This window comes from Borreliella lanei, from assembly GCF_014205895.1.
GTDB lineage: Bacteria > Spirochaetota > Spirochaetia > Borreliales > Borreliaceae > Borreliella > Borreliella lanei.
This window is the reverse complement of sequence record NZ_JACHFC010000001.1, coordinates 140,529-165,946: the sequence shown is the minus strand read 5'-3', so window position 1 is coordinate 165,946 and position 25,418 is coordinate 140,529. Positions and strand designations below refer to the sequence as shown.

21 protein-coding genes, 2 tRNA genes and 1 other RNA gene are annotated in these 25,418 nt (G+C 28.6%); 22 read left to right on the top strand and 2 right to left on the bottom strand.

Features of this window, described 5'->3' with window-relative positions:
* The first annotated feature begins 88 nt into the window (after positions 1 to 88).
* From HNQ06_RS00725 to HNQ06_RS00640, 18 genes are all read left to right on the top strand, one after another.
* Entirely contained in the window at positions 89 to 1,861 is a 1,773-nt protein-coding gene (locus HNQ06_RS00725) for a hypothetical protein (protein ID WP_184106963.1), read from the top strand.
* A 5-nt stretch (positions 1,862 to 1,866) separates the two neighbouring features.
* The gene (locus HNQ06_RS00720) at positions 1,867 to 2,190 is read left to right on the top strand and encodes a hypothetical protein (RefSeq protein WP_184106961.1); all 324 of its coding nucleotides are present in this window, start codon (positions 1,867 to 1,869) and stop codon (positions 2,188 to 2,190) included.
* 87 nt (positions 2,191 to 2,277) lie between these two features.
* Positions 2,278 to 2,351: transfer RNA gene (locus HNQ06_RS00715), tRNA-Thr, on the top strand.
* A 5-nt stretch (positions 2,352 to 2,356) separates the two neighbouring features.
* Positions 2,357 to 2,438, top strand: a tRNA-Tyr gene (locus HNQ06_RS00710).
* A gap of 209 nt (positions 2,439 to 2,647) precedes the next feature.
* Entirely contained in the window at positions 2,648 to 3,679 is a 1,032-nt protein-coding gene (gene mltG / locus HNQ06_RS00705; RefSeq protein WP_184106959.1) for an endolytic transglycosylase MltG, read from the top strand.
* 5 nt (positions 3,680 to 3,684) lie between these two features.
* Entirely contained in the window at positions 3,685 to 5,466 is a 1,782-nt protein-coding gene (gene dnaG / locus HNQ06_RS00700) for a DNA primase (protein WP_184106957.1), read from the top strand.
* 3 nt (positions 5,467 to 5,469) lie between these two features.
* Positions 5,470 to 7,365, top strand: a complete 1,896-nt coding sequence (rpoD, locus tag HNQ06_RS00695) for an RNA polymerase sigma factor RpoD (protein WP_184106955.1) — start codon at positions 5,470 to 5,472, stop codon at positions 7,363 to 7,365.
* Positions 7,366 to 7,378: 13 nt separating this feature from the next.
* The gene (locus tag HNQ06_RS00690; RefSeq protein ID WP_184106953.1) at positions 7,379 to 8,137 is read left to right on the top strand and encodes a zinc ribbon domain-containing protein; all 759 of its coding nucleotides are present in this window, start codon (positions 7,379 to 7,381) and stop codon (positions 8,135 to 8,137) included.
* 26 nt (positions 8,138 to 8,163) lie between these two features.
* Positions 8,164 to 8,517: RNase P RNA component class A (gene rnpB / locus HNQ06_RS00685), an RNA gene on the top strand.
* Positions 8,518 to 8,541: 24 nt separating this feature from the next.
* The gene (locus tag HNQ06_RS00680; protein WP_184106951.1) at positions 8,542 to 9,510 is read left to right on the top strand and encodes a tetratricopeptide repeat protein; all 969 of its coding nucleotides are present in this window, start codon (positions 8,542 to 8,544) and stop codon (positions 9,508 to 9,510) included.
* Positions 9,511 to 9,520: 10 nt separating this feature from the next.
* Entirely contained in the window at positions 9,521 to 10,570 is a 1,050-nt protein-coding gene (locus HNQ06_RS00675; RefSeq protein WP_002557301.1) for a rod shape-determining protein, read from the top strand.
* A 3-nt stretch (positions 10,571 to 10,573) separates the two neighbouring features.
* A complete protein-coding gene (gene mreC / locus HNQ06_RS00670; protein ID WP_184106949.1) occupies positions 10,574 to 11,419 on the top strand; it encodes a rod shape-determining protein MreC in 846 nt (281 codons plus the stop codon).
* Positions 11,419 to 11,901, top strand: coding sequence for a rod shape-determining protein MreD (mreD, locus tag HNQ06_RS00665; protein WP_184106947.1), 483 nt, complete (start codon positions 11,419 to 11,421; stop codon positions 11,899 to 11,901). The genes mreC and mreD overlap by 1 nt, the downstream gene beginning before the upstream one ends.
* Positions 11,901 to 13,700, top strand: a complete 1,800-nt coding sequence (gene mrdA, locus HNQ06_RS00660; RefSeq protein WP_184106945.1) for a penicillin-binding protein 2 — start codon at positions 11,901 to 11,903, stop codon at positions 13,698 to 13,700. The genes mreD and mrdA overlap by 1 nt, the downstream gene beginning before the upstream one ends.
* A gap of 4 nt (positions 13,701 to 13,704) precedes the next feature.
* Entirely contained in the window at positions 13,705 to 15,021 is a 1,317-nt protein-coding gene (gene rodA, locus HNQ06_RS00655; protein ID WP_184106943.1) for a rod shape-determining protein RodA, read from the top strand.
* 165 nt (positions 15,022 to 15,186) lie between these two features.
* Positions 15,187 to 16,932: a threonine--tRNA ligase gene (gene thrS / locus HNQ06_RS00650; RefSeq protein ID WP_184106941.1), complete on the top strand. Its 1,746-nt coding sequence runs from the start codon at positions 15,187 to 15,189 to the stop codon at positions 16,930 to 16,932.
* A gap of 4 nt (positions 16,933 to 16,936) precedes the next feature.
* Positions 16,937 to 17,566, top strand: a complete 630-nt coding sequence (pgsA, locus tag HNQ06_RS00645) for a CDP-diacylglycerol--glycerol-3-phosphate 3-phosphatidyltransferase (RefSeq protein WP_184106939.1) — start codon at positions 16,937 to 16,939, stop codon at positions 17,564 to 17,566.
* Positions 17,553 to 18,998, top strand: a complete 1,446-nt coding sequence (locus HNQ06_RS00640; protein WP_246343334.1) for a hypothetical protein — start codon at positions 17,553 to 17,555, stop codon at positions 18,996 to 18,998. Before pgsA ends, HNQ06_RS00640 begins: the two co-directional genes overlap by 14 nt.
* Here the strand turns inward: HNQ06_RS00640 and cyaB are convergent.
* Positions 18,972 to 19,505 (bottom strand): class IV adenylate cyclase, encoded by a 534-nt coding sequence (gene cyaB, locus HNQ06_RS00635; RefSeq protein WP_184106937.1) that lies wholly within the window; start codon positions 19,503 to 19,505, stop codon positions 18,972 to 18,974. The genes HNQ06_RS00640 and cyaB overlap by 27 nt on opposite strands.
* 96 nt (positions 19,506 to 19,601) lie before the next feature.
* On the opposite strand from cyaB, the gene HNQ06_RS00630 reads away from it, so the two are divergent.
* From HNQ06_RS00630 to HNQ06_RS00615, 4 genes are read left to right on the top strand one after another with little or no spacing between them, the layout of a single operon-like run.
* Positions 19,602 to 20,924 carry a TrkH family potassium uptake protein gene (locus HNQ06_RS00630; RefSeq protein WP_184106935.1) on the top strand — a complete coding sequence of 441 codons (1,323 nt, stop codon included), beginning with the start codon at positions 19,602 to 19,604 and terminating at the stop codon, positions 20,922 to 20,924.
* Between the two features lie 5 nt (positions 20,925 to 20,929).
* Complete coding sequence (locus HNQ06_RS00625; RefSeq protein WP_184106933.1) at positions 20,930 to 21,712, top strand: potassium channel family protein; 783 nt, start codon at positions 20,930 to 20,932, stop codon at positions 21,710 to 21,712.
* Positions 21,713 to 21,721: 9 nt separating this feature from the next.
* The gene (locus HNQ06_RS00620; protein ID WP_184106931.1) at positions 21,722 to 22,693 is read left to right on the top strand and encodes a MinD/ParA family protein; all 972 of its coding nucleotides are present in this window, start codon (positions 21,722 to 21,724) and stop codon (positions 22,691 to 22,693) included.
* Between the two features lie 30 nt (positions 22,694 to 22,723).
* Positions 22,724 to 24,067, top strand: a complete 1,344-nt coding sequence (locus HNQ06_RS00615; RefSeq protein ID WP_184106929.1) for an ATP-dependent 6-phosphofructokinase — start codon at positions 22,724 to 22,726, stop codon at positions 24,065 to 24,067.
* A 16-nt stretch (positions 24,068 to 24,083) separates the two neighbouring features.
* Here HNQ06_RS00615 and HNQ06_RS00610 read toward each other — a convergent pair whose 3' ends face one another.
* On the bottom strand, positions 24,084 to 25,415 hold the full coding sequence (locus tag HNQ06_RS00610; protein WP_184106927.1) for a CoA-disulfide reductase: 1,332 nt from the start codon (positions 25,413 to 25,415) through the stop codon (positions 24,084 to 24,086).
* Positions 25,416 to 25,418 lie beyond the last annotated feature (3 nt).

The following is a 25,418-nucleotide window of genomic DNA, read 5'->3' as shown; positions in this document are numbered from 1 at the left end:
TTTTTTTCTAAAATTGATTTATAATTTTAATTTATTTGAAGTATGTTATAAGTAGTACTTTATTTTTAAATGGTTTTATTGGGGTTTTATGAGTGGTAATAACAATAGCGTATATAACTCTATAGGTCAACTTTCAAAAGAGACTAAAAATAGGTTGATGAATGATATAAAAAAAAGTTTAGGTTTGAATTCTTCCGATTTTGTTTTACCCAATAGTAGCAATGAGCCTTATGTTGATTCTCAGCTTGAAAAATTTCTTTCAGGGCGCTTAATGGAAGAATCATTTCTTATTAGAATGTGGTTAACTATTTTAAATTTTTTTCAGAAAGATAAAAGTAAAGAAGATATATATAAAGCCTATGTTATAAGAAACCTGGAAAATCAAATTAATGAAATGTGTAAAAATCCAGTAATAGATTTTAAGAGAGAATGCTTGCATGTTGGTTTTGTAGAAATGTTTTTTAGTGTTTACCGATATTCAATGGAATTGAAAGAATTTTTTAAGAAATTAGAAAAAGGTGGTGTTGTTGTTGAGCAAACTATTTTAGAAATTATTCAAAGTAAAGTTATTAATTCTAAGAACAATTTGGAAGATTTTTTAGATGAATGCGAATATGAGCTTTTTTTGAAAAAAGAAAAAACCCAAAACGATTTAGAAGAATCTCTTAAGGTCAAGATAAATGAGTATATTAATTCTATTCCATACAATACTTACAGAATTGTCTCTGATATGTTTGAGTTTTATTATGTTTTTAATAGTTTAGCGTTTTTCCCTTACAAATCTTTTTTTTCATTTTTCAATGTAGACCTTTTAGATAATGCAGAAAATATTAGCATTGTTGATCTTGAGGTTGGATTTGGAGCCAGCTTTTCAAGTGTTAGTAAGTATTTGAATTATTTTTTTGACATTTTGTATACATTAAAAGATATTGAGATAGATGAGGATATCGTTAAAAGCATTATATCAAATTATTTTTCAATATCTGATGATATTAGTAATTCAGAGATAATTTCAAGAGAAGATCATATATCTCGAGTAGAATATGTATTGAAAAATGTTTTATCGATTGTATCTAAGATTGTTGGCTTGTCGAGAACTTTGCCCTATTTGGATGTTTTTAAAGTATATTGCAAAAATCCTGTTGCATCTCCTAAAAAATATGTACCCTTTTTTGATGTAAAAAATTTTTATGAGAACATTTTATTTTTAAATGTTATGGGTCAGGCTATTAAAAAGCGTGATAGCTCTTTAAAAGTTCTTGTAATCAAAGAAATAAAAAACCTTGTTAGAGATCCTAGTGTGATTTTAAATTTAAAAGGTGAGATTTTTAATGAATTAAATCTTGATCGTTATAGTTTTAAAAAGTTGTATTTTCTTAATGAGTTTTTTAAAAACATATATGATGTTAGAATGATGGAAGTTTTAAGAACTATAAATAATGTCGTATTAATTAATAATCATGATTTGAGAAATGTATATGTTGACATTGAAAATAATATTACTGATTTGAAGAAAGAAATTTATAATATTTACTTTGAGATTGATTATAAAAATGAAGAATTTGAAAGGTATAAAAGAGATGGTAAAATTGATGACCTTTATAAGGAAAGGATTTTGAAGTGGTGCTCAAATGAATCGGTTTCTATTGATAAGGTTTCAAATAGATTTGTAGATTATTTTATTGAGCTTAAAAAGAGATGTTTGTCTTTATTGGAAAATCATAATGTTTTTATTCGAAAATCTTTAACGGTTTCTTACAAATCAATGGTAACTGAAAATAAAACAATTACATTAGCCGATGTTATTGGAAATCTTTTGGAAATCATAAATCAGGCACTTTTTATAATAAAAAATTTATAAATTACATGAAAGCTTTTAAAGTAAAAAATCTAAGACGTTTATCAAATTTTATTAGAATTTTGGTTATTGTATTGTTTTTAAATTCTTTGTTAAGTTTATTCGTATTTTTGGCTGGTTCTTACAATATTTTTGTTTACAATTTTCAGAAATTTTATCTTGATCTTGCTATTATTTTAAGCTCTGTTTCTTTTGGGCTTGAATCTACTAGGCTGATATTTTTTTATTTTTTGAAAAAGAAAAAAATTAATTATTATTTAATTTTAATTTTTAGTTTTATAATTTTTTTTTGTGCTCTTGTTTTTAAAATTTTCCTTTCTGGCAATAAATAGATTAGTAAGAAGATTATATTAATTATTTATCGTTATTCTATTGACTAATAAATTTTATTTTTATAAACTAACTATTAGTTTTTATTTGCCGACTTAGCTCAGCTGGCCAGAGCAGCGGTCTTGTAAACCGCAGGTCGTCGGTTCGACTCCGACAGTCGGCTTTTATGGGGCGGTACCGAAGTGGTTAACCGGGGCAGACTGTAAATCTGTTGGCTTTGCCTACGTGGGTTCGAATCCCACCCTCCCCAATTTAGTGGGATTATAAATAATTATCTTTTTATAATTTTGATTGTGATCTTTTAAATGTATTATGTCGTTTCATTTTAGTGCTTGTATTTTTGTCTATTTAGAAAAGTTATTATTTGGTTATAAAATATGATGTTAGCTATCAATTAAAAATTTTAATTGATAGCTAAAGTGTAATTAGCAAAGACTTTTGTTTGGCTAGGAGATTCTTGTGCTTATTAAAATTGGGAAAGTAATTATTCTTTTCTTCTTTTTAGGATCTATTTTGTCAGTTTTTATATATTTCTTAAATTTATCTTCTTTAGCAAACGGCTTAGTTTATGAATTTAATATTGAAAAAGGTTGGGGAGTCAAAAAAATAGCTAAAGAATTGAAAAAACAAAAATTAATTAAATCTGAACGACTTCTTGTTTTTATTTCGTATATTTTAGGTAGTGATAAACAATTTAAAGAGGGAAGATATTTAATCAATGGTGATCTTTCTACTTTTGAAATATATAAAGAGTTTTTAAAGGGATCTTCTAATGTAAATATTGATGTTACAATACCCGAAGGGTATACTAGCAGAAGGATTGCTTTAAAGCTTAAAGAATTTTCTGTCATTGATGATGTTCAAGATTTTATTTTTTTAATCAACAAAAAATCATTTATTTATGAGCTTGGACTTGATTACGACTCTCTTGAAGGATTTTTATTTCCAGATACTTATAAATTTTATAAAGGTATAGAAATAAAGAATGTAGTTCGTATGTTTGTTGATAATTTTTTAAGTAAGCTTAAATCTATAGGTGTTGTTCTTGGTGATTATTCGAGTAAGGAGCTTTACAATAGGGTAATAATAGCATCTATTGTTGAACGCGAGTATAGGGTTAAAAGTGAGGCCCCAATAATGTCTTCGGTTTTTTATAATAGAATAAAATCTGGTATGGCATTACAATCCTGTGCTACTATTGAATATGTTATTACAGAGGAGCTAGGACGAAGTCATCCTAAGAGAATTTATTTTGCAGATTTAGAGATAGATTCTCCTTATAACACATATATTAATAAAGGATATCCTCCTACTCCAATTTCAAATGCCGGCATTATTTCGCTGCAAGCAGCTTTTTTCCCAAAAAATACGCAATATTTATTTTTTGTGGTAAAAGACTCTAAGTTGGGTACACATCAATTTTCATCAGAATATTCTTCGCATCTTTTAGGGGCAAAAGATTATATTAAAAATTTTATTACTAAGGATTAAGAAGTATGAATTATTTACAAACCGCAGCCTCAATGAAAAGCAAATTTGATATTGTAGCCATTGTGGAGCAATATATTAAGCTTGTTAAATCAGGATCTGCTTATAAAGGGCTTTGCCCTTTTCATGCTGAGAAAACCCCCTCTTTTTTTGTAAATCCTTTGCAAGGATATTTTTATTGTTTTGGATGCAAAAAGGGTGGAGATGTGATTGGATTTTTAATGGATATGGAAAAAATCAATTACAATGATGCTCTTAAGATTTTATGTGAAAAATCTGGCATTCATTATGATGATTTAAAAATAAGTCGAGAAAGTGAAAATAAAAATGAAAATAAAGACATAGTTTCAAAAATTTACTCTTTGAATTCTAGGTTAATTAATACCATTAAATTTTTTTTGAATAAAAACAAAAAAGTTTTAGATTATGTTTTAAAGGGTAGATCAATATCTAAGGAAGTCGTTGATTTATTTGAACTTGGTTATTTGCCATTTAATGTTAAAAATGGTTTAGAGCTTTATGATTTTTTAGTTTCAAAAGGATACTCTTTTGAAATACTTAGAAAAAGTGGTTTGTTTTCAAAAACAAATCCCAAAACTTCTATTTTATCTCAAAGATTAATTTTCCCAATTAAAGATTTTAAAGGAAATGTTGTTGGTTTTGGGGGTCGAGATTTAGATGGGAGAGGTTCTAAGTATATTAATTTAAGTGAAACTGAAGTTTTTAAAAAAAAGGAACTTCTTTATGGATTTTATGAGGGGTTTGATGAGATTAAATCTACAAAATCAGTCATATTGGTAGAAGGATATATAGATGTTCTTGCTTTTTTTACATCCGGGATTAAGAGAGCCGTATCTACTCTTGGCACTGCTTTTTCAAAAGAACATCTAGCTTTGATTCAAAGATATGCTGATGAAATAATATTTTCTTTTGATGGGGATGATGCTGGACTTTCTGCAACTTTAAAAGCTTATCAAATTTGTTTGCCATTTAATATCAATGTTAGTGTTGTTAGAATGGATTTTGGCCTTGATCCCGCTGATGTTCTTAAAAGTGAAGGTGTAGGCTCTTTGCAAAAAATTTTAAATAATAGATGTGATGCTTTTGAATATCTTTTAGATGTTTATTCTAATAAATATGATTTAAATAAAACTGTAGATTTGAATGCTATGATTAATTTATTTTTAAATTTGATAAATTTATCAAAAGTAGATACTCAAAAAAAAATTTTTTTAGACAAGCTAAGCAATAAACTTGGTATTGGTGTTACAATTTTATTAAAAGATTATTATAGAATAAAAGAAAGATTTGTAGTTGACAATAGTAAAAGAAATTTGTATGCTCATAATGATGATTCTTATGAGAGGTATCTAATAGTAGCTTTGTTGAAAAATTTTAGTTATTTTAGTATAGTAAGGCGTAATATTATTGATAGCGATTTAATTAATATCGATGCCAGAAAAATTTTTATGTGCTTTGAGAATTTATTTGAAAATAATAAAGATTTTTCATTAATGGATTTAAAAAAAAATTTAAAAGATACCTATAAAGTTAGTGAATTTTTTTTTGAGGAAATTTTAAATTCTGAATTTGAAGTAGATGATGAGATGCTCATTCATATTTTACTTGCAATCAAGAGAAGAAAATTAGATTCTCGTGTTTTGCTTTGCAAAAAAAGATGTGATGGAGACTCTTTGGTAGATGCTAAGATTCAAATAAATGAGTTAATGTTTTTAAATATGCAGAGAAAAAATTTAAAAATCTACATAGACGGTATTCCAGGGAGTTAGGTTTTGTCGGATTTTGAAAAGAAATATTCGAAGCTGATAGAGGGTATTATTACTCATTTGGGAGATAAAAAATCTCTTAGTTTTAGTGAATTATCAAATTTACTTCCCGATGACATATTAGAACCAGAGATTCTTGATTGTATTTGCTCGATGCTTGAGGATAGGGGAATAAGATTGGTTAATAAAATTTCTGAATTAGATCTGGTTGGCAGCGAAGATGGAAATGATGAAGAGGAAGAAGTTGAAATTGAATCTGATAGAAATTTTATGATTTTAGATGATGGTTTTCAAAGTGATGAGGAAGATATTGATATTGATGTTAAGCTTGATGATTGTGATGAAGAAGATATTTCTGTTAAAGATGATTTGGGTTCAGGGTATATTAAAAGCAATGTTTTAAAAGATAGTCACTCAGAAGATCCAATCAAGCTTTATTTAAAGGAAATAGGAAAAGAGTTTTTATTAACAGGAAATCAAGAAGTTGAACTTGCAAAGCAAATGGATTCTGGAGAGAGTATAATTGAGAATATTCTTAAGAATGAGGGACTTGTTATAGAAAATTATTATAATCTTGTGAATACTATTTACTCAAGAATGGAAAGGGAAGAGTTTTTCAAAAGAGAAAAAGATAAGGACAAAGAGAGTAGCCCAGATTATTATAATAAAAAAAAAAGAATTGCCTCTTTTTACAAAATTCCTTTAAAACCAATTCAAGATCGTTTAATAAGTTATGTAGATAATAAGCATAGGGTGTATGATCTTGGGGGGGATATTTTTGAAAAGAATTTAAAAAAGGAAAGATTAGCTCTAAAGGAGCTTTTGAGAGACATTCCTTTGTATCAAGAGGAACTAAGGATTTTTTCAGATGATTATATTGATTCTGCTAACAAAATAAAAGATTTACAAAGACAGCAAAGGATAATTCTAAGCAGGCTGAAAATTGAAAAAATAAGAGATTTAAGGGTGCTTGGAAGAGATTTGACTATTGCTGAAAAAAAAATAGAGATAGAAAAGTCTCTCAAACTTAAAGAAGATGTTATTAAAGAGCAGATTACAGAGGCTCAGCTTGCTCAAAAAGAACTTGAGAGAATTGAGATGTATTATGAATATCCAACTGATAAAATAATAAGCATGTCAGAAGAAATTGCTAAAGGGAAACAAATGATGCAGCATGCTAAAGATCAGTTGATTAAGGCTAATTTAAGGCTTGTTGTAAGCATTGCTAAAAAATATGCAAATAGAGGTCTTCATTTTTTTGATCTTGTTCAAGAAGGCAATATTGGATTGATTAAAGCTGTTGAAAAGTTCGAATATAAGAGAGGTTTTAAGTTTTCAACTTATGCTACTTGGTGGATTAGGCAAGCTATAACAAGATCTATTTCTGATCAAGCTCGCACAATTAGAGTTCCTGTGCATATGATTGAACAAATAAATAGGCTTAATAGAGAAACCAGATATTTAATTCAAGTTTTAGGCAAAGACCCCACAGATGAAGAGCTTTCAGACAGACTTGGATGGGAGCTTAAAAAGGTCAAGACTGTAAAGAGCGTTTCAAGAGAGCCTGTGTCTCTTGAAACGCCAATTGGAGAAGAAGAGGATTCTGTTCTTAGCGATTTTATTGAGGATAAGGCAATAAAAAATCCCGCAAATCACACATCCTTTGTAGTTTTGCAAGATCAAATAAGAGCAATTCTTGGAACTCTTCCTGAAAGAGAACAAGAAGTTGTAAAAATGAGATTTGGGCTTGAAGATGGCTATTCTTTAACTCTTGAAGAGGTTGGACTTCATTTTAATGTTACAAGAGAAAGAATTAGGCAAATTGAATCTAAAGCATTAAGGCGGCTTAAAAATCCCAAAAAAACTCAAAAATTAAAAGATTATCTTGAAGATTTAAATTGAAACAGGAGGATTGATGGAAAATAATATTGATACATTAAAAAAACTTGAAGTTATATATAAGTCTAAGTTTGAACTTGAAGAAAGGCGAAAAAGCATTCCCAAGTATTTGGAGGCGAAAAAAAATCAGATTGAAGAATTGTCAAAAGTTCTTGTTGATTTGCAACAAAAGTTTAAAGAGTATCAAAAAGAAGACTCTGCTTTAAAGTTAGATATTCAAGATATTAATTCAAGAAAGAGCAAGGCTGAAGAAAAAATTGATAGCATTAAAACGCAAAGAGAATATGAAGCCCTTGAAAAAGAACTTCAGGTTATTATTGACGATGAAGTTACAATTAGAAAAAAGATGACACATGTTAATGGACTTAAAACTAAAATAGAAAAGGAAATATTAGATGTCAACGAGAAACACAGCAAAGAAGAAGAATGTTTTATAGCTGAGAGTAGTAGTTTTGAGCTTGAGCTTTTAGAAATTGAAAAGAAACTTTTAGAAATAGAAAGTGAAGAGTTAAATTGTGCTTCTAAAATGAATGAAGATTTTTTATTTAAATTCCAAAGAATAATAAGAAATAAATCAAATGGAGTTGTGCCTTTGGTTAACAATGTTTGCAAAGGTTGTCATATGATACTTCCTATTGAATTTGCAAATAAAGTAAGACGTGAGCCCAACGATATTAAATTTTGCCCTTATTGCAGTAGAATACTTTATTATCAGGATAAAATACGAATAAGTGATGAAATAATTCCTGGCAGTTTAGCAGATCTTGTTGAATAAAATTTATTAATTTGATACTTTTTATTTAAGCTGGCAGTCAGCCATCGCTTAGTTTTATAGTAATTAAAGCTTAAGAGGAAAGTCCGAGCTCCAATAAGAACATAATGCTAGGTAATGCCTAGGGGTTTAAAACCTAAGAAAGTGTCGCAGAAAATTACCGCCATAAAAGGTAAGGGTGAAAAGGTGAGGTAAGAGCTCACCGCTTATTTAGCAATAAATACAGGCAAGATAAACCTCATTAGGAGCAAGATCAAGTATGTAAGCACCCTTTGTTCTTGAGGACATGCTTACGGGTAGATCGCACGATTTTTTTAGCGATAAAAAAACAAGAGAGATGATGGCATAGTACAGAACTCGGCTTATGGGTGTCAGCTTAATTTCATTAGCCTAAAAGAGAGTTTTAAATGGAAATAAGATATTTAAGATATATTTTTTACTCATTTATGATTTTGATTTTCATTTTTTTAATTTATTACATTTTATCCTATTTTAAATCTTTTTCTAGTTCTTATTTAAAGGCAGGGCCAACAGAGGTCGATTTACTTTTACTCTGGGATAAAAAAGAATATAAAGAAATAATAGATTATGCTGAGAATGATATTAAAAATCATAGATTTGATTTTAATTTAAATTTGCTTTTGGGATTTTCATATTTTTATTATTCTTTAATAGTAAATGAAGGATATTTAAAAGGAGAGTTTTTAGATAAATCCATAGAAAGATTGAGATTTTTAATTTCTATAAATGATGGGGTCTCCATAAGCCCTTTGTATTATATATTAGGAAAGGCATATTCTCATAAAGGAGAGTTTTATAGTGAGCTTGCTGTAAAATTTTTAAAGAAAGCCTTAAGCGCTGATAATTTTGATTTAATGAACATTAAAGAAGATATTTTTGAATATTTGGGATATTCGTATCAGCTTTTAAGAGATTACAAGTCTAGTTTAAAGTTTTTTGAAAAAGCTTATAATGAAAATAAATCTGATTTAGTGCTTTGGAGTTTGGCTTATGTTAATTATAAGTTTAATGATATAAACAAAAGCATTGAATATATAAAAAAAATAATAGAAGAAGAGAAAAAAAAATTGTCAAAGGGTGAGAAAACGGATGAAAATTTAATTCAAAAGGTATATTTGCTTTATGGAGATATTCTATTAGATAAAGGTGATTATGACAATGCTTTTAATTACTATAATAAAGTTCTAGAAATTAATAGTTCAAATTCTAGCGTTTATGTTAAAATAGGAGATATATATAGAAAGAAAGATAAAGATTATCCTAAAGCTAGAAAATACTGGAGAGAAGCTCTCAATCTTAATCCTTATTTAGAAGCAGCAAGAGAGAGACTTGGAATTACTTTGGAAGACTTTTAGGGAGGTTGATTTGAATTTGTTTAAGTCTTTTTTGATAGATATTGGCATTGATCTCGGAACATGTAATACATTGGTTTATATTAAAGATTATGGTGTGGTTATGAGTGAGCCTTCTGTTGTTGCAATAGATATTACCAAAGGTAATAAAGTTGTTGCGGTTGGCAGAAATGCTAAAAAAATGCTTTGGAAAACTCCAGAAAATATTAAAGCTGTGCGCCCACTTAGAGATGGAGTTATTGCTGACATTGAGAATACAGAGAAGATGATTAAATATTTTATTAATCAAATTTTTTCTCGTAAAAAATTGTTTTTTAAGCCAAGAATGGTAATAGGTGTTCCCACTTGTATTACAGAAGTTGAGCGAAGAGCTGTTAAAGAGAGCGCAATGAATGCTGGTGCAAGAGAAGTTAAAGTAATAGAAGAATCTCTTGCAGCTGCTATTGGATCTGATATTCCTATTTTTGAACCTACAGGTCACATGGTGTGTGATATTGGAGGTGGAACTACAGAAATATCTGTTATTTCTCTTGGTGGTATGGTTGTAAGTAGAGCAATTAGGACTGGTGGTGACGAATTTGATGAGAGCATAATAAAGTATATGAGAAATTCTCATAATATTATAATTGGTCAACAGACGGCAGAAAAATTGAAAATTAAGATAGGAAATGTATATCCTGATATTCAAAATTTAAGGGTAGAAAAAATAGATATTAAGGGTACAGATGCTGTAACTGGTCTTCCTAGAAAGCAACTTGTTGATTCTATGGAAGTAAGAGAGTCTTTACAAGAACCTATAAATGTTGTTGTGGATGAAGTTAAGCGTACTCTTGGTGCAACGCCTCCAGAGCTTGCTACAGATATTGTTGAGCGTGGCATTATTTTGACAGGAGGAGGAGCTCTTCTCAAGGGTTTAAATAGGCTTCTTTCAAAAGAAACCGGAGTTCCTGTTTATGTTGCGGACAATCCTCTTCTCTCTGTGGCCGTTGGTGCTGGGTTATTTTATGATTATGCTAATAGAATAGATATTAGTAAGAATATTTACAGTTTTATCAATGAATAAGTTATGAATTTTCTTGTCAAATTCAAGAATTTTATCAAAGTACTTTTAGTATTGATAGTTTCTCTTGTTTTTATGATTTATGATTCAAGCAGTATTCAAAAGAGAAGATCTGATAATTTTTTGTTTTTTACTCTTAATTCTTATATTCAAAACAGAATGCACGGGGTTTTTAGTTTTATTTCCAACGTTTTTAAAACTGTAAATGAATACAAAAATTACAAGGACAAGATAGAATTTTATAAAAAAAGGATACAACAGCTTGAAATAGTAACTCAAAATATACAGTCACTAAGGCAAGAGAATGTTCGTCTTAAAGAGCAATTAAATTTTTATTCGTCAAGTTCTAGCGATTTTATTTCAGCAGAGATTATATATCTAAACTATTCAAACATATCAACTTTAATGGCCATTAATAAAGGATTCAATGATGGGATAGAAAAGGACATGATAGCAGTTGCATATCAAGATGGATTTAGTGGTCTTGTAGGTAAAGTTGTAAAGGTTTATTCCAATACCGCTAAAATTTTGCCTTTGACCAATTATGAAAATTTTGTGTCTGCAAGGATTCAAAGTAGTAGGTTTATAGGTCTAATAGAAGGCAATGGTTATGGCAAAAAACTTGAAATGAATTATGTTAATAGGCTTGCTGAAAAAGATTTAAAAATAGGCGATTCTATTGTTACTGCCGGATTTAGTGAATATCCGGTTGGTATTTATATTGGAAAGATTACAAATTTTCATATTCTTGATTACAATTCTCTTTTAAAAATAGAAGTAGAGCCAGCTATAGTTTTAGATAAGCTTGAGTATGTTTTTCTTGTTAAAAACAACAAAGAGATTGGTGAATAATGGCAGCATTTTTTACATATTTTATTTCTAGCGCATTTTTAGGTAAAATTTTTCAACACTATTTTGCAACTTATTTTTATTTTTCAATAGATATTTTTTTAATTTTTCTAGTTTTTAATTCTTTAAATTTTATTTTTAATGTGGGATTATTATCTAGTATTTTATATGGTCTTCTTATGGATTATTTGACTGGATTGCCGCTTGGATTTTTTGTTTTTGGGTATACGATAATATTTTATTTTAACAATAAAATAAAGTTATTCATGCCTAAAAATATGCTTAGCATGACAATATTTTTTATTCTTTCAAAAGTTATATTATGGTTTTTAGCTATTGTATTTTATGATTTTATAGATTTAAAATCTTTTAATTATTCAATTTTTAATCTTGATCTTGTTGTAAATATAATGTCTATTAACTTTTTATATCCAATTCAAAATTATTTTACTAGAAATTTTTATTCTTTTAAAGAGGATTATTAGTGGGTGTTATAACAAATTTTAGATACAAGTTCGGCATATTTTTTTTAATAGTAATTATGTTGCTTTATTTGGCGATTTTATTTCAAATGCAAATTGGTAAGCATTTGTTTTATGACAGAGAAGCCAATGTTTTTTTATCAAGATTGGAAAAAATCAATGCCTCAAGGGGTGAGATTTTAGATTCTAATTCCAATATTTTGGCAAATAATTTAACTATGTTTATTTTAAAGATAAGTTTGCAACAGTATTACAATATGCCCGCTGCTACTAGAATTGAGATGATAGATTTTTTATCAAACACGCTAGATATTGATAAATCAGTTATTTTATCTAAGCTTCAAGAGCCTGGTGGATATCTTAAAGATGTTGAAATAATTGAACTTACCCCAAAGATGCTTTTTAAAATTTCTGAGAAAAAGTTTTATTATCCTGCTCTTTTATGGACCTATTCTTTTAAGCGTAACTATTTAGTTGACGATTCATATTCCCATTCAATCGGTTATGTTGGACAAATAAATCAAAGAGAGCTTAGAACGTTTTACAATGTTAGTGGGTATGACAATACTTCTAAGATTGGAAAGTTGGGTATTGAACAAGTTTATGATAATTACATAAGAGGGCAAGAGGGATTAATAAAATACAAAGTAGACTCTAAGGAGAGAAGAATAGACGATGGTTCTATTATAAGAAATATGGTGCCCGGCAATGATGTTGTGCTTAATATTAATAAAGATATTCAAGATCTTGCTAAGAATGCTTTGGGGAAAAGGTATGGTTCTATTGTAGTATTAAAACCATCAACAGGTGCTGTTCTTGCTCTTCACAATTATCCTTATTATTCTATGAAAGATGTTTACAATAAAGATAATAAGGAAGATTACTCTTTTTTAAATAAAGCAATTCAATCTGTTTATCCACCGGCATCTATTTTTAAATTAGTTGTTGCTGCTGCTATTCTTGAAGAAAGAGTTATAGATAAAGATCGTAAAATTTATTGTCCTGGACATTTTAAAGTTGGAAATAGAATTTTTCATTGTTGGAAGCCTGGTGGTCATGGGTATGTTAATTTAGAAGAGGCGATTGCACATTCTTCTAATGTTTATTTTTATACACTTGGGCTTAAGTATCTTGGGGTTGATAGAATTAGAAAATATGCAAAAGAATTTGGGTTTGGAGAAAAAACAGGAATTGATTTGCCAAATGAAGTGGCTGGCCTTCTTCCTAGTCCTGAGTGGAAAGAAAAAACTTTTAATCAGCCTTGGGTAGGAGGAGATACTGTAAATTTTTCAATAGGTCAAGGATTTTTAAATGCTACTCCTATTCAGATTGTTAATATGGTTGCTATGATTGCAAATGAAGGTGTTGTATATAAACCTAGAATTGTAAATAAAATTTTAAAGGGTGGTACGAATAAAGTTATTCTTGAAAATAAACCAGAAATATTAAGAAAGACAAATCTTATTAGTAAAAACACATTTAAACTTCTGAAAAAATATATGAGAAGTGTTATAACTTATGGTACAGCAAGATATGCAGTTCTTACGAAAGCTGTTAAAGTTGGAGGAAAAACAGGTACTGGTCAAACCGGTATAGATGGTTTTGAAAATAGTTCTTTTATTGGACTTGCTCCTTATAATGGTTCAGCCGATAATCAAATTATTGTTTTTAGTTTGGTTGAGGCAAGAAGTAATGTGGATTGGTGGCCTGCAAAATCTACAGATTTAATAATGCAAGGCATTTTTGCAAATCAAAGTTATGAAGATATTCTTAAAGGTTATAGACCATGGTATATTAGGTAGGTTAATGGTTTTTAGAAAAAATTATGATTATTTAGCTTTGATAAGCTTATTTATAGTTTCTTTTGTTGGTATATTGTTGATTTATTCTAGCGATTATAATATTAGTGGATCTTTAACTAAGAATGAATATATAAAACAAACCTTTTGGGTAATTATTGGATTTTTTTTAATTTTTATAGTGGGCAAATATGATTTAAAATTTGTTTATAGCATAGTATATCCTTTATATTTTTTATTAATATTAGCTTTAATTTTTACTGCATTTTTTGGAATGACAGTAAATGGAGCAAGGTCTTGGATTGGTATATGGAAACTTGGGGGACAGCCTTCTGAATTTGGTAAAGTTATTATAATTTTGACCCTTTCAAAATTTTATACTGAAAAAAAGGGTTATAATGAATTTTTTACATTTATTGCTGCATTTTTATTAATTTTTCCATCAGTAATTCTTATATTATTGCAACCCGATTTTGGAACAGCAATAGTATATTTAACCATTTTTATATTTATTTCTTTTTTTGCAGGAATAGATTTGCACTATGTTTTAGCATTTGCGTTGATAGGGTTTTTTTCTTTTGTTTTTGCAATTTTACCGGTTTGGTATGAATATAAGGTGAATATGGGCAACGTATTTTATCTTATTTTTTCAAATCCTTTTTATTTTAGAGTAATAATGGGGGTGCTGCTTTTAATACTTTTGATTTCTGTTTTAGGATTTTTTATTTCTAAATATGGTTTGAGTATTAAAATAATTTATTTTTATGTATTTTTTGCAAGTTCTATTTTATTAGTTTCAATAGTGTTTTCAAAGGTTCTTTCAAAGTTAATGAAGACCTATCAGATTAAACGGTTTTTGGTATTCTTAGATCCGGCTATTGATGCTAAGGGCGCCGGTTGGAATTTGAATCAGGTTAAAATAGCAATTGGTTCTGGTGGACTTTTGGGCAAAGGATTTTTAAAGGGGCCTTATACTCATGCTAATTATGTGCCATCTCAAAGCACAGATTTTATTTTTTCTATTCTTGCTGAGGAGTTTGGGTTTTTAGGTGTTAGCACCATTTTAATATTATTTTTTTTCCTTTTTTTAAAATTTTTGATAATAATGAATAAAAGTCAAGATAGGTATATGGCCTTAGTAATATCTGGAATTTTGGGACTTTTATTTTTTCATACCTCTTTTAATGTTGGAATGTCTTTAGGAGTTCTTCCTATTACTGGGATTCCTTTCCCTTTTCTCTCTTATGGAGGTTCTTCTACTATTACATTTTTTTTAGCAATGTCTTTTTATTTTAATATTGAATCAATAGTTGCTATGGATTGAGAATTTATTTTTAGTTTTTTGTTTTCTTATCTCTATTTTTTTAGAAAATTTTTTTGTATATTTTAATTTAGTAATTATAAATATTTGAGGTGCGTATTTTTGCGTAAAAGTGATGGATTTGAATTTTAATTTTTTAATAAAAATCGAAAGGCTAAAGGTATTGTTGTGAGCAAAGATTTAGATAAAGAAGATATTCTTTACAAAAAAAGACACTCAATAGCTCATGTTATGGCAGAAGCTGTACGTGATTTATTTCCAAATACCAAGATTGCAATAGGTCCTCCCATTAAAGATGGTTTTTATTATGATTTTGAATTTAAAAGGCAGATTACAGAAGATTCTCTTTTAGACATAGAAAATAGAATGAGAGAGATTTTAAAGACCGGGAGTTCTTTTGAAAAGGAGATAATAAGCGTAGAACAGGCTCTTGAAATTTTTAAAGATGAACCTTATAAGATTGATTTGATTAAAAATTTTGATTTACAAAATGAAATTTCTATTTATAAGAGTCATAATTTTGTCGATCTTTGTAGGGGTCCTCATGTTGAGAATATGAATAAAATTGATCCAAAGGCATTTAAGCTTACTAGCATTGCTGGAGCTTATTGGCGAGGCAGTGAAAAAAATCCAATGCTTACCAGAATTTATGGAACTTTATGGAATAATGAAAAAGAGCTAAGATCTTATCTTAATTTAAGAGAGGAAATAAAAAAAAGAGATCATAGAAAGCTTGGAAAAGAGCTTGATTTATTTTCTATTCATGAAGAGATTGGCCCAGGACTTGTTTTTTTTCATCCCAATGGTGCCAAAATAAGAGCTTTAATAGAAGATTTTTGGAGAGAAGAGCACTCTAAAAATGGGTATGATATTCTTTTTACTCCTCATGTTGGTAAATCTTGGCTTTGGCAAACTTCTGGCCATTTAGATTTTTATAAGGACAGCATGTTTGAAAAAATAGAAATGGATAAAAGTGATTATTATCTTAAACCCATGAATTGTCCTTTTCATATTGCAATTTACAATACAGGTAAGCATTCTTACAGAGATTTACCATTTAGATGGGCCGAACTTGGTACTGTATATCGTTATGAAAAGATAGGCGCCTTGCATGGCCTGATGAGAGCTAGAGGGTTTACTCAGGATGATGCTCATATTATATGCACGCATTCTCAAGTTGTAGATGAGATTAAAGAAGTTCTTAGGTTTGCTATTTATATGTGGAGTAAATTTGGCTTTAGTAATTTAAAGGCATATCTTTCTACAAAGCCTGACAAGTCTGTTGGGAATGATGCTGATTGGGAAATGTCTTTAAAAGTTCTTGAAGAGACTTTAAGCGATTTTGAAGTTCCTTATGAAATTGATAAAGGGGGAGGTGCTTTTTATGGACCTAAAATTGATCTTAAGATAGTTGATTCGCTTGAGAGAGAGTGGCAGATGAGTACAATTCAATTTGATTTTAATCTTCCTGAGAGATTTAATATGACTTATACTGCTGAGGATGGTAAAGAAAAAAGACCATTTATGATTCATCGAGCTTTGCTGGGATCTATTGAAAGATTTTTTGGAATTCTTGTAGAGCACTATGGCGGGGCGTTTCCTTTATGGTTATCTCCTATTCAAGTAGTAATCATTCCTGTTAACAATATTGTAGAAGATTATGCTATTAAAGTTTTTAATAAATTTAAAAATGAGGGGATTAGAATAAAGCTTGATAATAGTTCCTCAAGAATGAATGCTAAAATTAGAGAATATCAGGCCAAAAAAATACCTTATATGTTTATAATTGGTGAAAGAGAAGCAACAGAAGAGAGAATATCTATTAGAACAAGAACAAATGAGCAAATAAATGGAATTAAACTTGATGAAGCTCTTAAATTTATTTTATTTAAAATAAGGGATAAGGAGATTTGATAAATTGAATAATTTAATCAAGTTCATTACTCCTAATAAAATAACATTAGCTAGGATTATACTTTCCTTTATCATATTAATTTTACTTTTTTTGGAAAATGTATTTTTTTCATATTTGTTTTTTGGAATTATTTGGTTTTTAATCATTTTTAATGAATTTACTGATTTTATTGATGGATATCTTGCAAGAAAATATGATCTTGTTAGCAATGTAGGTAAAATTTTAGATCCTTATGCGGATGTTTTGCAGCATTTAACATATTTTGTTTTTTTCTTTTACAAAGGTATAACCCCCTATTATTTTTTTGTAATATTTATTTATCGTGAAATTTCTATTGGGTTTGTTAGAAATTTAATTATTCAGTTTAATATAGTTCAACAAGCAAATTTTTTGGGGAAATTAAAGTCACTTCTTTATGCTGTTTGCACTTTTGCAAGCCTTTTGTTTTATACTTTAAATCAACTCAACTTTACAGAACCTGTTCAAAATTTTATTAGTTACATTTTAATTTTTGAATTTAAATTTTTATTTATTGTTCAAATGACGTATGTTTGTGCTGCTTTTTTTGCAATTTTATCATTTTTAGAATATGTGTTAATATTTTTGAATGTAAAAAAATATGAAAATAAATAAGACATTAATTTTGATATTTTTATTTACAAAACTTTCTTTTATTCAAGCTCAAGTAAATCAAATATTAACAGAAATTAGTCCCTTAAGTATTTTAAGTAAAAATGGGAAAGAAAGTATTTATTTAAAAGTCAGCAAATCTTCTGATTATATTTTAACCTTAGATAAGAGTTCAAATTCCGATTTTGTTTTTAAAATTTATGATATTTCTAATAAAAAATACATAACTGATAAAGTAAAAAGAAGAGATTTTAAAATAAGGTTAGATAAAAATTTTCTTTATGCAATAATATACGTTGGTACTAAAAATGAAAATATAAAGTTTTCGCTTACAGATTTAGATTTTTCAATTTTAAGTAGCGATTCCCTGAAAGCTAAAACATCTAAGATTGAAAAAGAAGATTTCTTTTTTACTTTAAAAGATTTGCCTGTTTTAAATTTAACCACCAAGCTTAAAAAGTATATATTAAGGATTTATAAAGGCAATATTTATATTGCTTATCAGTTAGAAAATAGTGATGATATTAAAGTTGCGGAGTTTATTCAAGATGTTGGTTGGTTTAATCTTGATTCATCTGTTAATGGAAATATTACTAATATAGTTAATTTTGATTTTTCAATTAATTCGAAGGGGAATTTATATATTGCTTTTGTTACAAAATCAGGGTCTGATTTTGCCAGCGAGCTTATAGTTAAAAAATTTAATAGTAGAAAATGGATTGATATTAGTCCCAGTCACGTAGAAAATTTTGGATCTTTATTAAATATTAGCATTGATTTAAAGGATAGATTGTATTTGGCATATTTAAGAGAAATTGGGGGTGAATATAAAGTCAATTTAATCTCAAATATGGGCTATGGAAGTATTTGGACTGATGTAATACATGCTTATTTAAGTAAAGGTGATTCTAATGTTAATTCATCAAACATTGGGCTAATATCGGAACCTTTTTTGGGCATTTTTTATAATTATAAGTCAAATAATGATATTAAATCTGAATTTATTGTAAACAATGAGAATGCTTGGGTAAATGCTAATATTCCTTCTGTTTATATGGCTAATTTTATTAAAGGCTTTTTTGATTCTAATTTTAATCAAATAATTATGAGTTTTGTTTCTGAAAATAGACCTATTATAAACATTTGTCCTTTGAAAAGTAATAAGTGGATTAATATAAGTCCTAATGTTGAAATGGAAGGTTCAAGTACTGACATTGGGCTTTATAAAAATAATTTGTTTTTAGCCTTTGAAGACAATAATAATGTGAGATTAATTTATTTTAAGAATAAAAATTGGTATTTTTTAAATAAGTTGGAGAATTTTAAAAGTGATGTTAAAAGTCCTCAGATTGGAATTTATAGCAATCAAGGGCTTGTGGTTTCTACCTTAAGCTCTAATTCCAATGAATTATTTTTTACTTTGGTTTGCCAATGAGAGTAATTCAGAGTAAGGTCTAGTTTCAAGGTTTTCTTTTAATCCAAATTGGTTGATTATGTTATCAATTTCTTTTTTTGCCAAGTCTATATCATTTTGATTGTTAATTATTTTTTCTATTTCTAAAAAAAATCCAAGATTTTTTATTTCGTTTATCTCTACATTTAAATTATTAGTTTGATAAATTAAACTTTTTTTTATCTTTTTATATAGCTTTTTAAATTTAAGTTCTTTTATAAGGATTAAAAAATTATTAATACTATCTATTTTGAATTCTATCTCTTTATTAATTTCTATAGTAGTGTTTTTGTCTAATATTTTTTTTTTAAATGTAACAATTTTTTCTAGATTATTTAATTTTCTTATTCTTATAATTTTTTTTTGGTTTGAGTAATAGATGTCGGTTTTTATTTCTTCTTTAATAAATTTGAATTTTTTATTTGCTAGCTTAATAATTCTTTTTAACTCTTTTGGAGGAATAAATGCTTTTGATTCTATTTCAAACATATATTAAAAATAATGTAATTATGATAATATTTCAATGTTAAAATATTATGCTATATAAGATGAATTTTTAATAATTTAAACAACTTTTTGTATGATATGTTGAAATTTGAATTTAGCGACAGGTTTTTACTTTTTAGTTATTTTGTTTTAATTATGTTTATAGGCTCTCTTTTGTTGATGTTGCCTATTTCCTGGGAAGGAGATGGTAAATTAGCATACATTGATGCTCTTTTTACCGCTGTTTCTGCTGTAAGTATTACAGGCCTTATAACGGTTAAAATGGAAGGCTTTTCTACTTTTGGATTTATTTTGATAATGTTGCTAATCCAGCTTGGGGGACTTGGATTTATAAGTATTACCACTTTTTATTTGCTTATACCTAAAAAGAAAATGAATTTAACAGATGCAAGAATAATAAAGCAATATTCCCTTTCAAATATAGAATATAATCCTATTAGAATTTTAAAAAGCATATTGTTTATAACTTTTTCAGTTGAAATGATAGGTTTAATATTAATACTTATTTGTTTTAAACTTAGGGGAGTGAATATTTCTTTTTTAGAGGCGTTATTTACGACAATTTCTGCTTTTTGCAATGCAGGTTTTTCTATGCATTCTGAGAGTATTTATGCATGGCGAGATGTTCCTGAAGCTATAGTTGTGGTCTCTATTTTAATAATTTGTGGTGGGCTTGGATTTATGGTTTATAGAGATGTAAAGAATACTATTAAGAACAAAAAAAAATTATCGCTTCATGCCAAAATAGTTTTTTCTTTAAGTTTCTTTTTAATTATAATTGGTGCAATTTTATTTTTTTTTACAGAGATGCATAAATTAAAAGCTGGTTATTCAATGAGTACTTTAATATTTAATTCAATTTTTTATTCGATTAGTACTAGAACTGCTGGTTTTAATTATCTTGATAATTCTTTAATAAGTGGAAGAACTCAAATAGTTTCTTTACCATTCATGTTTATTGGTGGTGCACCCGGATCAACTGCAGGAGGAATTAAGATTACAACATTTTTTTTAATTGTATTAGCTGTTGTTAAAAATCAAAACGGCAATGGATATATTATTGGGTCTTACAAGGTTTCAATAGATAGTATAAGATTTGCACTTTTATTTTTTGCAAGAGCTATTTTTATTTTAAGTTTTTCCTTTTTTATGCTTCTTTTTTTTGAGGGAGGATCTGGCAATTGGAAGGTTATTGATTTGGGTTATGAAGTATTTTCTGCTTTTGGAACGGTTGGTCTTTCAGTTGGAGTAACTCAGGATTTGTCATTTTGGGGGAAAGTCATTATAATTTTTACTATGTTTGCAGGACGAATAGGGCTTTTTTCAATGGCTGTTTTTGTTTCAAGAAAGTCACGTTTTGAAGAATTTACAAGGCCAAGGCAAGATATTTTGGTTGGTTGAAGCATATGAAAACATTTGTTATTATTGGACTTAGTAATTTAGGAATTCACCTACTTGAAGATTTAAGCAGGCTTGATTGTCAAATTATTATTATAGATACATCTAAAGAACTTATTGAAGAATATGATGTGATATCTACAGAAAGCTTTGTTGTTGAGCAATTCACTAAAAATGCTTTAAAAAGGATAATCCCAATAGATACGGACGCTGTTGTTATTGACTTTGATGATGATCTTGGCAAAAGTGCTCTTGTTACTCACTATTGCAATCTTTTGGGCTTGAAGGAAATATGTGTTAAGACAGAAAATAGGGATGATGCTGAAATATTAAAAACTCTTGGCGCAACAAAAATTATATTTCCAAGTAAAGATGCTGCAAGAAGATTAACTCCGTTATTAGTATCTCCGAATCTTTCAACTTATAATATTATTGGGTATGATATTATTGTTGCTGAAACTGTTATTCCCAAAGAATATGTTGGTAAAACTCTTTTTGAAGCCGATCTTAGAAGAGAATGTGGAATTACAGTTATTGCTGTTAGGAATTTAAGTAATTCTAGATATGAATTTGTTGATGGTGATTATTTTTTTTTAAAAGATGATAAAATTGTAATTTGTGGTAAACCAGATAGTATTGAAAATTTTACAAATAATAAAGATTTAATTAAAGATTTAATTTCAAGCTCTAAAGAGGATGAAAATTTGAATAAAGATGCTGAAAAGAAATCGAGATTTGTAAGGATTTTTAATTTTATGAAAATTTTTCAAAAAGATCGTAAGGATAATTAGGATTTAAGAATGACTAAAATTATTCCTGTAGCAAGTGGCAAAGGTGGTGTTGGAAAAACATCTTTTGTTGCAAATGTTGGTTATAAGCTTTCTAGTTTAGGTAAAACTGTAATACTTGTTGACCTTGATCTTGGTGGCTCTAACCTACATACGTGTTTGGGAGTTAAAAATAAGGGTGTGGGTATTGGTTCTTTTATTAATAAAAAGAGTAAAAGTTTTTCAGATTTAGTATGCAAAACACCTTATGATAAACTTTATCTTATTCCAGGCGATGCTCTTTATACAGGAACAGCTAATCTTCCTTTTTCTATTAAGAAAAAGATTATAGAATCCATTCAAAAAGATCTTATTGCCGATTTTATTTTTTTAGATTTGGGATCTGGAACCTCTTATAATACAATAGATTTCTATTTGGCATCTTATAGTGGGGTAATTGTTACAATACCAGAAACTCCTTCCATACTTAATGCTTATTCTTTTTTAAAGAATGCTCTTTATCGTCTTTTATATTTAGGATTTCCGCAAAAAAGCCCTGAACGGGATTATATTGGTAATTTTTTTAAAGATAAGATTGAGGGAACAAACCTTGGATTTAAAGATTTGGTTGTTGGGATTGAACTTATTTCTTTGAGTTCTTCTTTAAAAGTTAAGAGAATGATGAATAATTTTTATCCTAGAGTTGTGTTAAACAGAATAGAAACTAGTGAAGAGATTGCTATGTGTGAAAATTTGATTAATGTTGTTAAGAATAATATTAATATACCAATAGAGTTTATAGGTTTTGTGCCTTTTGCAAAAAGTTTCAGAGAGGCTATTAATAATAGAGTTCCATTTATTGATTTTGAGAAAAGTTCAAAGTTGAATAAATATTTTGAATTTATAGCTGGTAATCTAATTAAATCTCCTATTGAAGGGTCTCCTTATATTTACGATGACATATACGATATGATTAAAGATCAAAGTCGATTTATTAGAAAATAATTAGGCTATAATTCTATAAAGGAGTATTTGGTGTATAGAATTAAAAATGAAAATTTAGATTTTAAAATAGATAACTTGGGAGAATGCAAGCAAAACAATCCTTTGATTGATTTTTATGCTAGTGAGGGTTCTTCACATTTTGTTAATGAAAAAAATAAGATTAAGTTTAGTGTATATAGAGATGAGGACAAGGGAGATAGGTATGAAGATGTTCTTTTAGAAAAAGCCGGACCTAGAGAAAAAATTTATTTTGTGCCCAGACATGTTAAAGCTGCTATTACTACTTGTGGTGGACTTTGTCCTGGCTTTAACGATGTTATTCGTTCTATTGTGCGAACTTTGTGGAAAATTTATGGGGTTCGCAATATTTATGGAGTAAAATTTGGATATCAAGGGCTTCTTCCCGAGTCAAATTCACCTTTTATTAATCTTAATCCAGATGTTGTTGATGATATTAATAAATTTGGAGGCACTATTCTTGGTTCTTCAAGGGGCAGTATTAAACCTGTAGAAATAGTTGATACTTTAGAGAGAATGAACATTAATATGATTTTTAATATTGGCGGGGATGGTACTCAAAAGGGGTCTCTTCTTATTGCTGAGGAAATAGAAAAAAGAAATTTAAAAATAGCAGTTGTGGGCATTCCTAAAACCGTAGACAATGATTTTATGTTTGTTCAAAAATCTTTTGGATTTGAGACCGCTGTAGAACAGGCTGTTGCAGCTGTTGCTGGTGCTCATTTTGAAGCTAATAGTGCTTATAATGGCATTGGACTTGTTAAAGTTATGGGGCGGGATTCTGGTTTTATTGCTGCTCATACTGCGCTTTCTTCTAATGATGTTAATTTTTGTTTAATTCCAGAGCTTGATTTTGACATAGAAGGTCCTAATGGATTTCTTGTTCATCTTGAAAGACGACTTTTGGAGAAAGAAAGCTTAGAAGAGATTCCTCATGCAGTAATATTGATAGCAGAAGGAGCAGGTCAAAAATATTTTGATCATTTTCCTAAAAAGAAAGACGATTCTGGGAATTTGCTTTATGAGGATATTGGGCTTTATATTAAAGATAAAATTACAGAATATTTTAAGGCAAAAAATATACAATTTACTCTTAAATACATTGATCCTAGCTATATTATTAGAAGTTCCCCTGCTAATGCTAGTGATTCGCTTTATTGTGCTAGGCTTGGGTCGAATGCTGTGCATGCTGCAATGGCTGGTAAGACAAAAATGTTGATTAGTTTGTGGAGTACAAAATTTGTGCACATACCGATTAAGATGGCAGTAATTGACAGAAATAAGGTTAATCCAAATGGTTCCTTTTGGAGAGATGTTCTTTCAAGTACAGGGCAACCAATTAGCATGAAGAATTAAATTAATTTAATTCTTCCTATTTGGCAGCATTTCCAGCAATATTTAATATATCCCAAGTTCTTGAGAAGGGTGGAGAATATGAGAAATCCATCATCCCTAAATCTTTTGTTGTAAGTTTTGAATAGATTGCAATTGCTAAAGCATGAATTCTTATTACGGCTCCATTTTTTCCTATTGCTTGTGCTCCAAGGATTATTTTGGTATTTTCCTCATAAATTAATTTAATATAAAGATCTTCTTGCCCTGGATAATAATTTGTATGATTTTTATCCTTTACAAAAATCGTTTTATATTTTATTTGAAGCTTTTTTGCATCTTTTTCTGTAAGCCCTGTTCTAGCAGCTTCTAAAGATAGTATTTTAATTGAAGCTGAGCCCAATGTGCCTTTAAATGCTATACGATTGCCAGCTAAATTTTCACCAACTATTCTTCCAAGTTTATTGGCTGTTGTTGCCAGGGGTATGTATTCATTTTTTTTACTTACTATATTATAAATAGTTGCGCAATCTCCTGCAGAAAAAATATTTTTTATGCTGGTTTCGCCATACTCATTTACAATTATTGCTCCATTTTCAGTAGTTTTAAGCTGGTTTTCTAAAAATTCAGTAGCAGGTTTTATTCCAGTAGCAAGTATGACAGCGTCAGCTTGATAAGTGTTTTTGTTTGTTACTACTCCTTTGACCTTTTTTTCTCCTATTAAACTTTTTACAAACTCATTTGTGTGAAGATCAATCCCCTTTTTTATTAGTTCTTCTTCCATTATTGTAATTATTTCTTCGTCAAAGGAATCTGTGAGGATGTGCTTGTCTAGTTGAATTAATCTTACATTTTTTCTTTTATTTTTTGCTGCCTCTACCATTTCAATTCCAATGTATCCAGCACCAATTATCACTATATTTTTAATCTCTTCTTTATCCATTAAATTTTTTATTTTTTGACCGTCTTCTAAATTTCTAAGCGTATAAAAATTTTTTAGATTGATATTATTGATTGGCGGGATAATAGGGTTTGCGCCAGTTGCTATCATAAGTTGATCGTAAATATTATTAAAAATGGTTCCTGTTTTTTGATTTTTTATTACAATTGTATTGCTTTTTGTATCTACTTTGATAACTTCGTGGTTAGTTTTAACAGAGATTCCAGTTTTTTCAAATTCTTCTTTTGTTCTTGATATCATTGTATTTGGATCGTCAAAGAATCCTCCCACAAAGTAAGGCAAGCCACAGGTTCCAAAAGATACAATATTTGTTTTTTCATAGATAGTAATGTCTAGCTTTTTGTTTAAGCGGTTTGCTTTAGCTGCGGCACTAGTTCCTGCTGATGTGCCCCCAATAATTATTATTTTCATCAT